The organism is Pseudoalteromonas sp. 2CM41L (assembly GCF_023161905.1).
In the GTDB taxonomy this organism is placed as follows: domain Bacteria; phylum Pseudomonadota; class Gammaproteobacteria; order Enterobacterales; family Alteromonadaceae; genus Pseudoalteromonas; species Pseudoalteromonas atlantica.
Window position 1 is genome coordinate 62,111 of the sequence record NZ_JALNTN010000014.1, and the last position, 16,252, is coordinate 78,362.

The 16,252-nt window shown below is 42.3% G+C and carries 11 protein-coding genes and 1 tRNA gene; 8 read left to right on the plus strand and 4 right to left on the minus strand.

Annotated features, from left to right (window positions below):
• Positions 1–2: 2 nt before the first annotated feature.
• The gene (xseA, locus tag MTF64_RS15270; protein WP_248451882.1) at positions 3–1,334 is read right to left on the minus strand and encodes an exodeoxyribonuclease VII large subunit; all 1,332 of its coding nucleotides are present in this window, start codon (positions 1,332–1,334) and stop codon (positions 3–5) included.
• 146 nt (positions 1,335–1,480) lie between these two features.
• On the opposite strand from xseA, the gene guaB reads away from it, so the two are divergent.
• Together guaB and guaA are read left to right on the plus strand one after the other, a co-directional pair.
• Positions 1,481–2,950: an IMP dehydrogenase gene (gene guaB / locus MTF64_RS15275; protein ID WP_004586134.1), complete on the plus strand. Its 1,470-nt coding sequence runs from the start codon at positions 1,481–1,483 to the stop codon at positions 2,948–2,950.
• A 96-nt stretch (positions 2,951–3,046) separates the two neighbouring features.
• The gene (gene guaA / locus MTF64_RS15280) at positions 3,047–4,624 is read left to right on the plus strand and encodes a glutamine-hydrolyzing GMP synthase (protein ID WP_024033152.1); all 1,578 of its coding nucleotides are present in this window, start codon (positions 3,047–3,049) and stop codon (positions 4,622–4,624) included.
• Between the two features lie 153 nt (positions 4,625–4,777).
• Here guaA and MTF64_RS15285 read toward each other — a convergent pair whose 3' ends face one another.
• A complete protein-coding gene (locus MTF64_RS15285; protein WP_248451883.1) occupies positions 4,778–6,376 on the minus strand; it encodes a BCCT family transporter in 1,599 nt (532 codons plus the stop codon).
• 704 nt (positions 6,377–7,080) lie between these two features.
• Here MTF64_RS15285 and MTF64_RS15290 point away from each other — a divergent pair.
• The 3 genes from MTF64_RS15290 (at position 7,081) to rimI (ending at position 7,981) form a co-directional block, all read left to right on the plus strand.
• Positions 7,081–7,157, plus strand: a tRNA-Trp gene (locus tag MTF64_RS15290).
• A gap of 64 nt (positions 7,158–7,221) precedes the next feature.
• On the plus strand, positions 7,222–7,527 hold the full coding sequence (locus MTF64_RS15295) for a hypothetical protein (protein WP_248451885.1): 306 nt from the start codon (positions 7,222–7,224) through the stop codon (positions 7,525–7,527).
• Entirely contained in the window at positions 7,514–7,981 is a 468-nt protein-coding gene (gene rimI / locus MTF64_RS15300) for a ribosomal protein S18-alanine N-acetyltransferase (RefSeq protein WP_029772791.1), read from the plus strand. Before MTF64_RS15295 ends, rimI begins: the two co-directional genes overlap by 14 nt.
• 48 nt (positions 7,982–8,029) lie before the next feature.
• Here the strand turns inward: rimI and MTF64_RS15305 are convergent, their stop codons facing one another.
• The gene (locus tag MTF64_RS15305; RefSeq protein ID WP_054982743.1) at positions 8,030–10,702 is read right to left on the minus strand and encodes an ATP-binding protein; all 2,673 of its coding nucleotides are present in this window, start codon (positions 10,700–10,702) and stop codon (positions 8,030–8,032) included.
• Between the two features lie 432 nt (positions 10,703–11,134).
• A complete protein-coding gene (locus MTF64_RS15310) occupies positions 11,135–11,803 on the minus strand; it encodes a TetR/AcrR family transcriptional regulator (RefSeq protein WP_024033146.1) in 669 nt (222 codons plus the stop codon).
• A gap of 239 nt (positions 11,804–12,042) precedes the next feature.
• Between MTF64_RS15310 and MTF64_RS15315 the strand changes: the two genes are divergently transcribed.
• From MTF64_RS15315 to MTF64_RS15325, 3 genes are read left to right on the plus strand one after another with little or no spacing between them, the layout of a single operon-like run.
• Complete coding sequence (locus tag MTF64_RS15315) at positions 12,043–13,551, plus strand: efflux transporter outer membrane subunit (RefSeq protein ID WP_248451887.1); 1,509 nt, start codon at positions 12,043–12,045, stop codon at positions 13,549–13,551.
• Complete coding sequence (locus MTF64_RS15320) at positions 13,551–15,095, plus strand: MFS transporter (RefSeq protein WP_096041252.1); 1,545 nt, start codon at positions 13,551–13,553, stop codon at positions 15,093–15,095. Before MTF64_RS15315 ends, MTF64_RS15320 begins: the two co-directional genes overlap by 1 nt.
• Positions 15,096–15,119: 24 nt before the next feature.
• On the plus strand, positions 15,120–16,154 hold the full coding sequence (locus tag MTF64_RS15325; RefSeq protein WP_096041253.1) for an HlyD family secretion protein: 1,035 nt from the start codon (positions 15,120–15,122) through the stop codon (positions 16,152–16,154).
• Positions 16,155–16,252: the final 98 nt, after the last annotated feature.

The window sequence follows — 16,252 nt, forward strand, 5'->3', positions numbered from 1 at the left end:
CTTTACAACACCGTTGATTTTATAGCGCCATCGGCCAGCTCTGTAATTAGCACGTCACCCGTTTTAATGTGATCTACCGATTTAACCACTTTGCCTTGTTGGGTTTTGGTTATGCTGTAACCGCGCGCTAAAACATTAAGTGGGCTTACCGAGTCAAGCCTACTCGCTTGCAGCGCTAAGCTATTTTGCGCGTGTTGCAACTTGTGCTGCATTGCTTGTTCAAGCCGAGTTTGTATCTGCATAAGCTGATGGCTGGCTTGTGATAACTTTTTATCAGGCGATTGACGCATTAAACGCGGGGTTAAATTATTAAGCGTGCGCTCTTGTTGGTAAAGGCGATTGCGCATGCCCTGTTGTAAGGCAATAGTTAGCTCATCTAATCGCTGCGCTTTTTGATTAAGTTGATTGCGCGGATGACACAAGTTAAGCCGGTGCTGTAACTGTGTTGCTAGTGCGCGCTTATCGGCCATATCGTGTTTAAAGGCATTATTTAACCGGTTAATGAGCTCAATAACCTTACTATGTAGCTCTTGCGTGTTAGGGCTGACAAGCTCAGCGGCTGCTGAAGGCGTTGCTGCGCGTACATCGGCAACGTAGTCACTGATGGTTGTGTCTATTTCGTGGCCTACCGCACTGACTATGGGTAATTCACTTTGATGAATAGCACGCGCAAGTTGCTCATGATTAAAGCACCATAAATCTTCTAACGAGCCACCGCCTCGCCCTACAATAAGTACGTCTACCTCATTGCGTGCATTGGCTAACTGTATTTGGTTAATTAAGTGCACATGGGCTTCTTTGCCTTGCACCATGGCTGGGTAAATAATGACTTCTAATTGCGGTGCGCGGCGTTTAAGTACGGTTAATATATCTTTTATAGCAGCGCCCGTTGCTGAGGTTATTACACCTACACGGTTTATATTTTGCGGCAGTGGTTTTTTATAGGCTGAACTAAACAAGCCCTCTGCGGCTAGGCGCATTTTTAATGCATCAAACTCTTGTTTAAGCTGGCCTTCACCGGCAGGTTCCATATGCTCAACAATAAGCTGATAATCACCGCGTGGTTCGTAAAGTGAAACACGGGCTCTTACTGTTACTTGTGCGCCGTTTTCGGGGCGGTAACTTTGAGAGCGGTTATTGCCGCGCCACATAGCCGCTTTAATTTGTGCTTTTTCATCTTTTAACGAGAAGTACCAGTGCCCAGAAGCAGGGGTAATAAAGTTAGAAATTTCGCCTGTTAAAATTAGCGATGCAAAGCCCTGCTCAAGAACTGTACGAATCTCTCTGTTAAGGCGCGATACGGTGTAAACCGTTTGCGAAGGCTTCGAAAACATAAAAAACAACCTAAAACTATTATGAGGCAAGTTATAAGGCAAGTTTATCATAAATATTTGCGAAATATTATTTACGAATGCCCACAACGCTGTTAAAATTTGGCCGCAATTCCTTATCTTAGATCCACATGTGAGAAGTTGCCAAAATGCTTAGAATCGCTAAAGAAGCTCTTACCTTTGATGACGTACTTTTAGTACCTGGTCATTCTACTGTTTTGCCACACACGGCAAATATTTCAACTCGCTTAACGCGTGGTATCAAACTTAACTTGCCGCTTATTTCAGCATCTATGGATACTGTTACAGAAGCTCGTTTAGCTATTGCCCTCGCGCAGGAAGGTGGTCTTGGTTTTATCCATAAAAACATGACCATTGAAGAACAAGCGAGAAACGTACGTAAAGTTAAAACCTACGAAGCAGGCATTGTGTCATTCCCTGTTACTGTGTCTGCCGATTTAACCATTGCAGATGCGACGCTTCTTTCGCAAGAAAAAGGGTTCTCGGGTTTCCCGGTTACTGATAGCGAAAATAACCTACTAGGTATTGTTACTGGTCGTGACATGCGTTTTGAAACGAAGCTTGAACAGCCTGTTTCTAGCGTTATGACTAAAAAAGACAAACTGGTAACGGTTCAAGAAGGCGCATCGCGCGAAGAAATTTTAGGTTTAATGCACGAACACCGCATTGAAAAAATCTTAGTGGTTGATGATGCGTTTAAACTAAAAGGCATGATCACCGTAAAAGATTACCAAAAAGCGCAAGACAAACCACATGCATGTAAAGACGAGCTAGGTCGTTTACGTGTAGGTGCTGCAGTTGGTGTTGGCGCAGGTACTGATGAGCGAATTGCTGCATTAGTAGAGGCGGGTGTTGATGTTTTACTTATCGATACTTCACACGGCCACTCACAAGGTGTTATTGACCGTGTTTCTCAAACTCGTGAAACTTACCCAGATTTACAAATTATTGCCGGTAACGTTGCTACAGCCGAAGGCGCAATTGCCCTTGCTGATGCAGGTGTGGATGCGGTTAAAGTAGGTATTGGCCCAGGTTCAATTTGTACTACGCGTATTGTTACAGGTTGTGGTGTGCCACAAATTACGGCTATTTCTGATGCGGTAGATGGCTTACAAGGGCGTGACATTCCAGTAATTGCTGATGGCGGTATTCGTTTTTCTGGCGATATTGTTAAAGCATTGGTTGCGGGTGCATCGTGTGTAATGGTGGGCTCAATGCTTGCTGGTACAGAAGAAGCGCCAGGCGAAGTTGAACTTTACCAAGGCCGTTACTACAAATCTTACCGTGGTATGGGCTCATTGGGTGCGATGGATCAAAAAGAAGGTTCGTCGGATCGTTACTTCCAAAAATCTAACCAAGCTGACAAATTAGTACCTGAAGGTATTGAAGGTCGCGTCGCTTATAAAGGCCCAATTGCAACGATTATTCATCAGCAAGTGGGTGGCCTTCGTAGCGCAATGGGATTAACGGGTTGTGCCACCATTGAAGAGCTAAATACTAAACCGCAGTTTGTACGTGTTACATCTGCAGGTATGGGTGAGTCGCACGTTCACGATGTGCAAATTACCAAAGAAGCGCCTAACTACCGCTTAGGTTAAACAACACGTTTAAATTACGGGGCTGGAATTACCAGCCCTCTTTTATAGCCACTAAGCAAATTAGTGGAATCTAGCATCTACTTTACGAGATCCTTCATGAGCAAAGATATTCACGATTCACGAATTCTAATTTTAGATTTTGGTTCGCAATACACTCAATTAATCGCGCGTCGTATCCGCGAAATTGGCGTTTACTGTGAGCTGTGGGCATGGGATGTGACCGAAGAGCAAATTCGCGAATTTAATCCACAAGGTATTATTTTATCTGGTGGCCCTGAGTCAACCACACTAGAGAACAGCCCGCGTGCACCTGAATATGTGTTTAACGCTGGCGTGCCAGTGCTGGGTATTTGTTACGGCATGCAAACCATGGCAGCTCAACTTGGCGGCAGTGTACACAGCTCAGATAAAAAAGAGTTTGGTTATGCACAAGTAGAAAAAGTGGGTAACTGTGCATTATTCGATGCAATTGAAGATCATATTACCGATGGCGGCAACGGCGTTTTAGACGTGTGGATGAGCCACGGCGACAAAGTAATGGAAGTGCCGGCAAGCTTTAGCACCACAGCTAAAACACCAACGTGTCCGCATGCTGCTATGTCTAACGAAGAAAAACGTTTTTACGGCGTACAATTTCACCCAGAAGTAACGCACACTCATCAAGGACAACGTTTGTTAGAGCGTTTTGCAATTGATATTTGTGGATGTGAAAAGCTATGGACACCTGCCAAAATTATTGATGATGCTATTGAGCGCATTAAAGAAACCGTTGGCGATGATGAAGTTATTTTAGGCTTATCAGGAGGTGTTGATTCATCTGTTGTAGCAATGCTGATTCACCGTGCAATTGGCGAAAACCTAACATGTGTATTTGTTGATAATGGCTTACTTCGCTTAAACGAAGGTCAGCAAGTTATGGACATGTTTGGCAATAAATTTGGCTTAAACATTGTTAAAGTAGACGCTGAGGAGCAGTTTTTAGCTGACCTTGCAGGCAAATCAGATCCAGAAGAAAAACGTAAAGCCATTGGCCATACGTTTATTAATGTATTTGATGAGCAAGCTAAAAAGCTTAAAAATGCGAAGTGGTTAGGTCAAGGGACTATTTACCCAGACGTAATAGAATCAGCCGCTTCAGCGACAGGTAAAGCACACGTAATTAAATCTCACCACAACGTGGGCGGCTTACCTGATGACATGAAAATGGGCTTAGTTGAGCCATTACGTGAATTATTTAAAGATGAAGTACGTAAAATTGGTTTAGAGCTTGGTTTACCGTACGACATGCTTTACCGCCACCCATTCCCAGGGCCAGGTTTAGGTGTACGTGTACTTGGCGAAATTAAAAAAGAGTACTGTGATTTACTACGCCGCGCTGATGCTATCTTTATTGAAGAGCTACACAAAGCTGAGCTTTATCATAAAGTAAGCCAAGCGTTTACTGTATTCTTACCTGTTAAGTCGGTAGGGGTTATGGGCGATGCACGTAAATATGATTGGGTTGTATCACTACGTTGTGTTGAAACTATCGACTTTATGACGGCGCGTTGGTCACATTTACCGTATGAGTTTTTAGGTGTGGTTTCTAACCGTATCATCAACGAAATTGACGGTATCTCACGTGTTGTTTACGATATTTCTGGTAAACCACCGGCCACTATTGAGTGGGAATAACACCCGTTTTTACTAATGGTTAATGCCTTTTAGATAGCAAACATAGTTTTGTTATTTAAATAATAAAAAGTCCGCTTACACGGACTTTTTTTATGCCTAAAAACCGTTAGCTCTTGCCCACTAAACTCATTAAGTGAAGTGGGCTAAGCGGGTTTATTTTGCAGGAACGGGCGTAGGTTGCTCGGTTTCTGTAAGTAGCCCTTTAACTAGGCTAATACAGCCTAAAATTAAAATAATAGTAAAGGGCAGGGCGGCAATAATAGTAATGTATTGCAATGCTTGAATTGAATCGGTGCCACCAATCCACAGCATTAACATAGCAATAATACTGGCAATAACGGCCCATACTAGCTTTTGCTTTATAGGTACTTCTAGTTTTCCGCCTGATGTAAGGCTATCTATTACAATAGAGCCGGAGTCGAGGGTGGTAACAAAAAAGATAATTATTAACGCCACAGCTAAAAGCGAAAGCAGCGTACCAAATGCATAAGCATCTAGCATATAAAACAAGCTAAGCGTTACATCTGTAATGCCTTGTTTTGCGCCAAGTACCCCAACTTCATTTATAATTTGATCAATCGCAACACCACCAAAAACCGACATCCAAGCAGTAGTCACAAGAGTAGGAATGAGTAATACATACACTAAAAACTCGCGTATGGTGCGCCCTTTTGAAATACGCGCTACAAACATACCAAAGCAAGGTGCGTATGCAACCCACCACGCCCAATAAAACACAGTCCAGCCATGTAGCCACTGCGTATCTTCTCGGCCTGTGCTGTAGCTTAGAGGAATGATATTTTTAACATAACCCATTACGGCTGTGTATGCAGAATCAAGTACCGTGGTAAAGTTTAAAATAAATACCAGCGCTAAAAACACAAAGGCTATGCCCATATTTATATTACTTAGGAGTTTAACGCCACCATCCATACCGCGCACAATAGAGAGGATAGCCAAGCTCATAATTAATAAAATAATGCCTTGTTGTAATAATAAAGAGCTTTTAAAGCCGAGTACGTGGCTAATACCACTGGCAGCTTGTGCCCCGCCTAAGCCTAACGACGTAGCTAGACCAAAAAGGGTTACTAATACCGCCATTACATCGATAACATCACCTAACTTGCCCCATACTCTATCTCCTAAAAGCGGATAAAATATAGAGCGCATAGAAAGCGGTAAGCCTTTGTTATAAACAAAATAGGCTAGGCATAAAGCGGTCATACCGTAAATTGCCCACGCGTGCAGACCCCAATGGAAAACAGTAGCCCCTAAAGCCATTTCTCGGCCTTGCTCGGTAAAGGCTTCTGCATTAAGAGGCGTGCCAAACCAGTCGGTGTAAAAGGCGGTGGGCTCTGCCACACCCCAAAAAATAAGGCCTATACCCATGCCTGCAGCAAAGAGCATAGATACCCACGATAAGGTTGAATAGTCTGTAGTTGCTTTATCGCCGCCAAGGCGAATTTTACCCAGCGGTGAAGCGGCAATACCTACTGCAAACAGCAGTAATATATTGGCGCCCCACATAAATACGTAGTCAAAATTAGTTAGTGCGGCATTTTTTATTGAGTTAATCGCCTCTTTAGCTTCGTTAGGTGAGAGTGCAAGTAGAGTAATTATAAAAAGTAGAGATAGGCCAATAGAAACAGAAAATACATTAGTATGAATATCCATGCCCCATTTGCTAACGTTATCTTGTCCTACTTGGTAATCGGTTGAATCGATACTGTATTTTTTTGATTTAAACTTCATATAACACGGCGTGAACTACCAGCAACTGCTAATAGTAAAGCTCCTCCATATTTGCATTGTGAATGACCCGCGTAAGTAAGATACATGATGAAATATGCAATTAGGTGGTAATACCAATCGACTTAAATACTTAGCCTTTCTAGCGAGCTAAATAAAGCGCTAACAGCGTTATAAATTTCTCAGGTAGAGCAACTACATGTAAAAATTAATGCCTTGTAACCGCTCTATTTATCTGTCGCTATAAGCGACTAATAACTTAACACGATTGGTATAACGCGGATCCCCTAGACGCTAAATTGTATCATAAATGCTGCCAATGTTATTGATTTGTTTATGTATACAGCAACTCCACCAAGCTAAATCGCTATAAAAATAACTAGCAGCAAGTGTAAATACACCATGCTAGCTAAAGTATTTAACACTTAAGAAGGAATTTACAGCATAGCGTTTGGGCTAAGCGTAGGTAAAAACAGTACCGCGGTTATTAAGCTCGTACGTTTTTAAAGCACATACTGCAGTTTTAATTACGCTAAGCTGAGCAGCATTTATTTTTTTAAAGGTGAGTGCTGCTAAAGCTAAAGTGGCTTTACAGCGCTATTTAGCTTGCTAATTCAGCGTTTTGTATAATTTAAAAGCAGTTAAACTAAAAAGTTAATTTTTTACTTTACCTTTTCTAAAAGGTCTCTATAATTCGTCGACATTGCAGGGGCGTAGTTCCAATTGGTAGAACAGCGGTCTCCAAAACCGACGGTTGGGAGTTCGAATCTCTCCGCCCCTGCCATTTCTTCTTTACATCGTTTTTATTACTTCATATATTGTTCTAGTGTTTAATCTACTGAGTTGTTATGCATCCACGTTACGCAGCTATTTTTGGTATAGAAAACCTTGAACTAAATCAGCATTATCGTCCTAAAAATACTGATCCTACTTTAGCCGTTTCACAAAGCATTCCAGCTGAGCCTTTAGCGCTGAGCAAACAGTTATTAAGTGATATACGTTTAAGTGCACCTTCTTTAACAATTAATCATGTTTTAAAAGGGCCAGACATACAGTTAACCGACGATAAACTTACACTACCAACCTCACAGCTCAGTGCTTCTGATAAGCGGGCTTTATGGGCTTTAATGAGCACCCACCTTGATAAACTTTAAACCTGTAAACGAAAGCGCAATAGCACAATTAATGGCTATTGAAACTGCCTGCCACTCTCATCCTTGGTCTCTTAAAACAATGAGCTCTTGCATGGGTGGCCGTTACTTTAATTTAGCGGCGTTTGATGAAAACACCCTGGTAGGTTTTTATATAGGTGAAAAGGCAGGGCCTGACTTTACCCTTATGGATATATGTGTAACGCCCAGTGAGCAAGGTAAAGGCATTGCAAGGCAGTTACTTAGCCAGTTTATTGAATATGGCGAGCAGCAAAATGCTGAAAATCTTTTTTTAGAAGTACGCGAATCAAACGCGCGTGCAATAACGCTTTACGAACATGCTGGCTTTACGCAAATGTCGGTACGTAAAAACTATTACCCAAGCGATGAGCCCTCTAAAAATGGCTATGAAGACGCCATACTAATGGGGATGGCGCTTAACTTAGGGTTTAGTTAAAGGGTTAAATTAAGCGCTAAATAAACGTTTAAAGTAAAACACGCGCTTTTAGGCTGTTTCTTTACTTTTAGCTATGGTTTGCTCAATAGCATTAATTAAATTTACAATTAAGGTGGGGCGCTGCGCTTGGTCATTACTAAGCAGGTTTTCTTCTAGTAGCGCTGCACTGTGGTAAATATCGTCAAAATTAAAGCAACCCGCACTGCCTTTTAAGCTATGAGCTACACTTCGAAGTGCCTCTGCATCGTTACTGGCTTTTAAGCTGTTTACCTTTTGTAAGTAACTTGGCAGGTTAGCCACATAGTTATCGTTAATTTGCTGAAACTTTTCACTTTTTAGTAAACTATCCCACTTGTTCTGATTATCTTTTTCAAGGTTTAAGTAACTAACTAGCACGTTTTCAAGCGCGTCTTTATCAATGGGTTTTGCCAGCGCTTTATCGCAACCTGCCTCAATGTATGTGTCTATATCATGGTTCATTACATTGGCAGTAAGCGCGATAATGGGCCCATCGTAGGCTGCATGACGTAGCATTTTAGTTGCCTCAAGGCCGCCCATTACAGGCATTTGCATATCCATAATAATTAGCTGGTAGTCGTTTACTAACGCCATTTCTACTGCTTGTGCACCATTGTTAGCCATATCTGGCTCTAGGCCCCAGGTTTGTAAAAGCAGTTTTATAAGTAGCTGGTTATCGGGGTTATCTTCGGCAACTAATATGTTGGCATCAAAACTAGAAGTGGCAAACGACAAGAAAGGGTCTTTTTCTGGAATAAGCTGTGCTTGCTCAGTTAAAAGCTCTAGTGACTGTTTAGGCTCGTTAATATGGCAATCAACGGTAATAGCAAAGCGACTGCCTATGCCAATTTCGCTTTTTAAAGTAACATCGCCACCCAATAATTGCGCTAAGTTTTTAGAAATACATAAACCTAATCCTGTGCCTCCAAAGCGGCGCGTGGTGGTGGCATCGGCTTGTTCAAAAGGTTTAAATATACGCTCTATTTGGTGCTCAGACATACCAATACCGGTGTCTTTAACCACAAATTCAAGCTGCTGCTTACTTTGCAAATAATGCACACAAATTGACACCTTGCCTTGCTCGGTAAATTTTACGGCATTGCTGGCTATGTTTATCAAAATTTGTTTTAAGCGCGTCATATCACTATAAATAGTGCGCGGTAATGGCAGCTCGTAATGAATGCTAAACCCGAGTTGTTTTTCGTGTGCTAGCGGTTCAATAATTGATTCTATATCGTGAACCAGCTGCACTACATTAAGGGGTGCTTGCTCTACAGCGAGCTTTTCTGCTTCTATTTTAGATAAATCGAGTATGTTGTTTATTAGCTCTAATAAGTGTTTAGAGTTTCGTAAAATGGTATTTAAATGCTGTTTGTCGTTAACCACTTTATCGTTAATTAATAACTGCTCGGTAAAGCCCATAATGGCCGTAAGTGGGGTGCGAATCTCGTGACTCATATTTGCTAAAAAACGGCTTTTAAGCTGGTTAGCTTGCTCTGCTTGAGCTATGGCAAGTTCAAGCTGGCTGTTCATCGCTTCGAGCGCTTTAGTACGGCTTTCTACTTTGTCTTCTAGGTGGTGCTTATATTCTTCTAGCTGCTCTTGGTAGTGTCTAATTTGGTTAATCATGTGATTAAAATCGTTAAACAACACGCCAACTTCATCATTTGTATGAGCAGGTAAATTTACCGATAAATCACCATCACCTACACGGTGGCTGGCGGCCCCTAAAAGCTCAATTGGGTTTAGCAGTAAATTGCGCACAACCACAAAAATAAGGATAGGCAGGGTGATCACCGAAATTATCACAATTAAGCCTGTGATTAAGCTAATTGCCTTACCCGATTGATAAAGCACGCCTTTTGGAATGGTTGATACAAAGTAATAACCGCCGCTCATTTGTACAGCAAATATCATTCTTTCTATTTTATCTATGCTCGAAAGCTCAATCGTCGAAAGGGTGCCTACATCGGCTAAATCGTGAACCTGTTCAAGCTCATGCTCGGTAATATATTGCCCACGTAAGCTGTAGTCTGAGCTAAATAAAATTTGCCCGTCGTTGGTTAGCAGTAAATTTAGGGTGTTGTTATAAGGCGCCTCTAAAATACTGGTGTTTAATATAGAGGGTTCAACTTGTAATACTATAAAGCCAAGTTGTTGTGGGCGTTTTAAATAGTAATCAACACTTTGTACGCGCTGTACAAAAAATAAGTTGGTGGTGCCGTCGTTGTTTTGCACCATAAATTGTTGTTGGCGCAAATTACTTTGCAGTACTTGCTTAAAAAATGGGTATGACTGCGGTGCGGTTGTTAAATTATTAGAATAATACGCGTCACTTTTACCACTGGCCGAGACTAAGTTAATACTAATTATGTCTGGGTAGGCTTCGCTGTAACTGGCAAAAACATCCATTAGTGCACCTAAGCGGCGGGTATAGCTGCCATCAGCATGAATGTCGTTTGATAAAAAATCGTTTAAAACAGGCGAGGTAGACAGTAGTTTTGCTGTTGAATGAAACGAGTCTATGTAGTTGAAAACTTTTTGCTGTTGCTGCTCAACAAAGCGACTCATTATAAGATCAGCCTGCTTTTGTGTTGAGTTGGTTACGTTAGTTAATGTAAAACCACCTAAAAACAACAAGGGTAATATAACAAGCGGGGTTATATACCATAATAATCGAATACTTAACTTACTGGTTTTCATGACCAAACTACTTATCCTCCGTGCAATCTAGCAATGATATGCGTTACGACTTTATTACACAAGAAGCGTAAGCTGATTTGGGTTAATTTAGCGTAAAAAAAGTGTGTATATAATTGGTTTAAATAAGGCTAATGAGCACCGAAAGCGAGATTATCTTTTAAGGCGCTATATTTAGCTTTATTTTAAATAAGTTAGCGGCTGCGCTGCTTGGTTTTTTAATTATATAGCTAACAGTGCAGTATCAATGCCTGTCATAAATTGAGCGCAAGGGGCTAACCCGTAGCGCTATTTTTATATTTATTAGTGTTTAGTTAGCATAATGCATTAAAATATGCGTTGTCAGGGCATTGGCGTTAAGGGTAATTTAGCCACGTTTAAAATTGATACGTGGCTTTAAAATGCTATTTATTTAAAGTATTACACATTTAAAAATTAGTTCTTTTGAGTGTGAGCCGTACCGTAAGAGCGCACTAAAAAGTTTATTGCTACTTCTACCCAGCGGTCTATATCTTTTTTAAGCACAGGCTGATCGGGGTGAGTTAAGTACATTAAATGTAGCTCACTGCGCATTAAGGCAACAAATAGGTTAGTGGCTTCTTCAATGTTTAATTCTTCAAAATCCAGCTCTTTAGATTCCACTGCCGCTTTTAAATAATTAGAGACCTTGTCTTTTACCACCCGCGGGCCAGAGTTATAAAACATATGACCTAGGGCGGGTAAGCGGGGGGCTTCAGCAACAACAATTCGGTATAAAGCCATGGCCGTCTCTGATAGAGCGATTTGTAAATAAGCATGCCCAAGGCGGCGTAAGTTTTCTGTTAAGTTGCCTGGCTTAAACGTTATATTATCGATTGATGCTGTAAATATTTCGCATTCGCTTTTAATGACCGCTAAAAATAAAATTTCTTTATTTGCAAAGTGAGCGTAAACCGTCGATTTTGATACGCCTGCCTCACGTTGGATCATGTCGGTGGTTGCACCATTAAAACCATGAATTAAAAATATTTTACGTGCAGCGTGTAATACCGTTCGTGCTTTTGCACCAAGCTCTAATTCACTTGGAGGCAGAGTGTTTTGGGCATTAGTAAGCGTTTTTGTCATTACATATCACCTTGACATAATGTTAAATTACGCCTAGCATATCAAACCGATCGGTACAGTTCAATTTGAGCTTTAAGTTAAGGGTGTTTTTAGCAGCTGTTAACTATCGGTATTACCCTGTTTAAATGTATTTAAGGTGTGACTAGGCAGCAATTAGCGTGCTTAGCTTTTTTTTGCTTATCACTCGAACCGAGCGGTACAGTACATAAATAATTGTGTTATTAATTTAGGATTTAAAAATGGCTAATCAGTGTCTTAATAAAAGACTTTTTAATTATTCGCGGCATTCAGCTATTGCGCTTACATTAGCTGCGGCTTTGTCGGGTTGTGTAGTGGGTCCTAACTTTGAAGAGCCTAATACAAATATAAACAACGATGCTATAAAGCCAACTCCCGAATTTACTCAGCTACAACGCGGTAGTGCTGAATTGGCGTGGAATTGGTGGACAATTTTAAACGATCCTATTTTAACGGAGCTAGAGCGCAAAGCACAGTTAGGTAATCTTGACTTACAGCTAGCATCAAGCCGAATTGCCCAAAGCCGCGCGGCATTGGGTATTGCATCGGCAGACCGCTTACCCAGTGTATCTGCTGGGTTTGACTACAAGCGCGAAGGGCTGAGCGAAAATGGTAAGTTTGTTGCACTCGGTGCGCCCTCAGACCCTGATAACTTTTGGCAGCTTGGTTTTGATGCCAGCTGGGAACTTGATTTATGGGGCCGTAATAAACGTGTTGAAGAAGGGGCCGTTGCTATGCTGCAGGCCTCTTTGTATGCGCGTGAAGCCGTGCGTGTTAGCTTAGCTGGCGAGGTGGCTAAAACGTATTTGTTACTGCGCAGTGCGCAAACGCAGCTCAACATAACACACGAAAACAAAACCATTGCAGAGCGTGTGTTAAAGCTTGCACAAAGCCGCGAAAAAAACGGTGTAAGTACACGTTTTGAAACAATTAGTGCAAAAGCAGAGCTGGCAACAATTAATGCTGCGCTACCAGAGCAAACGCAGCGCCGTAATGTGTTAATGAACGCGCTTGCGTTGCTAGTAGGTGAAAAACCACGTGCCTTAAATACTTTGTTAGCCGAGCGTATTGCTGCGCCCGTTATGCCAAGCGAAATCCCTTCGGCTATTCCATCAGAATTTGTGAAACGCCGCCCAGATATTTTACAAGCGCAAGCAAACTTACACAGTGCTGTTGCCGCTATTGGCGCGGCTGAAGCAAATTTTTACCCGCGCATTACTTTAACGGGCTCATTAGGAGTTGAAGGGTATGCGCAGAGTGATTTATCAACCTGGGATTCACGTGTTTTTTCAGTTGGGCCAAATGTTTATCTGCCTATTTTTCAGGGTGGGCGCTTAAAGTCACAGCTTAAGCTTACTAAAGAGCGCGAGAAAAACGCGGCATTAACGTATCGTCAAACTGTACTAAAAGCGTGGCACGAAGTTGATAACGCAGTAGATGGCTGGGCTGCGCAGCAAAATCACCATCACAAAGTTGAAATTGCCCACGACTTTAATAAGCAGGCTTTACAAACCGTTGAAAGAGCCTACCAGCAAGGTGCAGCCGACTACCTTAGTGTTTTAACGGCGCAACGTAATTTATTAGCAAGCCAAACTAAGTTAAATAACAGTGCAACCAATGCCTCGATTGCGGTTGTAAATTTGTATAAATCTCTCGGCGGTGGCTGGAACCCAGGCGCGTTACCTGAAAGTGCGCTTGCGCCAATGTCAGCCAAGGCGGAGGGCGAGTAATGAATGCAGTCACGATTAATGTGCCTGTACAAAATACAGCACCTGTTGCTAAGCCCGCAGGGCCATCAAAACAAGCACTGGCTGGGTTATTAGGCATTTTTATTGCCGCTATGATGGCGGGTTTAAATAACCGAGTAGGGGCACTTGGATTAGCAGATGTAAGGGGCGTAATGGGGGCAAGTTTAGATGATGCCTCTTGGCTTTCAAGCGCCTATACCGTTGGGGAGTTAATCGCTATGCCTTTTGCTTCTTGGTTCGCCATTACGTTATCGGTTAGACGCTTTCATATTTCTATGGTGACTATATGTGGTGTTATTGCGGCTATTTTGCCTTTTATTAATGATTTAAACTTATTAATTGCACTGCGTTTTGTGCAAGGGGTAAGTAGTGGCGCACTCATACCTATATTAATGATGGCTGCACTTAAATTTTTACCCCCTAACATACGTTTACACGGTTTAGCGCTTTACGCCATGACCGCTACATTCGCTCCAAATTTAGCTATTTGGCTAAGCGGGCAGTGGGCTGATGTGTTATCGGACTGGCGCTGGATTTACTGGCAAGTTATTCCGCTTTGTATTATTGCAGGCTCACTAACTGCGTGGGGGCTCCCAAAAGAGGGCGTTAAATATGCGCGCTTTAAAGAAGGAAACTGGTTAGGCCTAGTATGCGGCGTATCGTCTTTGACGTTAATTGCCATCGCGCTTGATCAAGGTGTGCGTTTAGATTGGTTTAATTCATCGCTTATTAGTGTGTGTTTTTTTGGTGGGCTAATTTTATTTGGCTGCTACGTACTAACCGAGTGGCATCACAAAGCGCCATTTATGAGACCGCAGTTATTAGGCCGTCGCAATTTAGGTATTGGCTCTGTACTACTTACCATGTTGTTAGTGGTGTTGATGTCGGGCTCAATGTTGCCCTCAACCCATTTAGCCAATTTGCATAGCTATAGAGCATTACAGCTAGCGCCAGTAGGGTTATTAATTGCGCTACCACAACTTGTACTTGGCTCGGTAGTGGCACTGCTTTTATACAAAAAATGGGTAGACGCCCGCATTGTGATGTCAATTGGATTATTTTTAATTGCGCTGGCCTGTTTTAGCGGCGCACAAATTACGCCTTTATGGCATCGGGATCAATTTATCACAGCGCAGCTGTTGCAAGCATTTGGGCAGCCCATGGCAGTGGTCTCTATTTTATTTTTAATGACCAGTGTACTAGACCCAAGCGAAGGGCCGTTTTTTTCGGGAACCATAAACACATTACGTGTGTTTGGCTCGCTTATTGGCGGGGCTGTTGTGGGGCAGCTATTGACGGTGCGCAGTCATTTTCATAACGAAATGCTATTAGACCGCGCCTCACTGGTCGGTAACTCATTGGCAAACACCATACCTAATGAGCAATTAGGTGGCGTTATTGCCCAGCAATCGTTAGTGATGTCGGTAGGTGATGCCTACTTGGTGCTTGGTGTGTTAGCACTTGTATTAATTCCGCTGGCGCTATGTATGAACTTTGTACCAGCCCCGAATCTTAATAAATCTTAAATTTTAATCGTTGAGTAATATATTATGGCCTTACCAAAAGTAGTTAAATTAACCGTTGCAGCAACTGTACTTGCCGTTGTTGCAGGCAGTATTATTTATCTTAATAAACCGGAGTCGCAAAGTGCAACTCAAACAACTGACGATGCCTACGTGCAAGCCGACTTTACCTTTGTGGCGCCTCAGGTATCTGGCACGGTAGATCAAGTACTCATTAAAGATAACCAGCGAGTACAAAAAGGCGATTTAATTGCCACCATAGATAATCGCGATTTTGTAGTGGCCCTAGATTCTGCTAAAGCCCAAGCTAATAGTGCTAAAGCAAGTGTAGCTAGCTTGCAAGCTAAGTTAACTTATCAAGATTCGCTGGTACAACAAGCGCAAGCTGCGGTAGAGGCCGACACTGCATCACTTAAATTAGCGCAGTTAAATTTAAAGCGTTATACCAACTTAGCAACCGATGGCTCAGGCACTGTGCAAGCACGAGAAGAAGCACAAGCAAAGCTGGCTATTCAAAAAGCAAACTTGCATAAAAACCAAGCAGGCCTTGCGGCAGCAAAGCAGCAGATTGAAATTTTACGTGCCGATATCGAAAAAGCCAAAGCTGTGCTTGTACAAGCTAAAGCACGTGTAGTAGATGCCGAGCTTAAGTTATCGTACACCCAAATTACAGCGCCTATTGATGGCATAGTTGGCCAAAAATCGGTGCGTGTAGGGGCGTATGTAAACCCAGGCAGCCCGCTATTGGTTGTTGTACCCCTTGATAAAGTGTTTGTTAGTGCAAACTACCGTGAAACTCAACTAGCTAATGTAAAAGTAGGCCAAGAAGTTGAAATAAAAGTAGATGCACTACCAGGGCAAATTTTACGTGGCCACGTTGATAGCCTAAGCCCTGCCAGTGGCGTGAGCTACTCAGCCATTGGTGCACATAACGCCACGGGAAACTTCACCAAAATTGTGCAGCGTTTACCGGTTAAAATTAGCTTAGATGCAAACCAGCCGGCGCTTAAGCAGTTACGAGTAGGTATGTCGGTGGTGCCAAGTATTTCAATAACGCAGTAGCACATTGCGTTAATTACAGGGCCAGTAACCATGTTGCTGGCCCTTAAAATTAGTTACTCCTTCCTTTTGCATACAAAGCCAAGATATTTTTGAGTTAG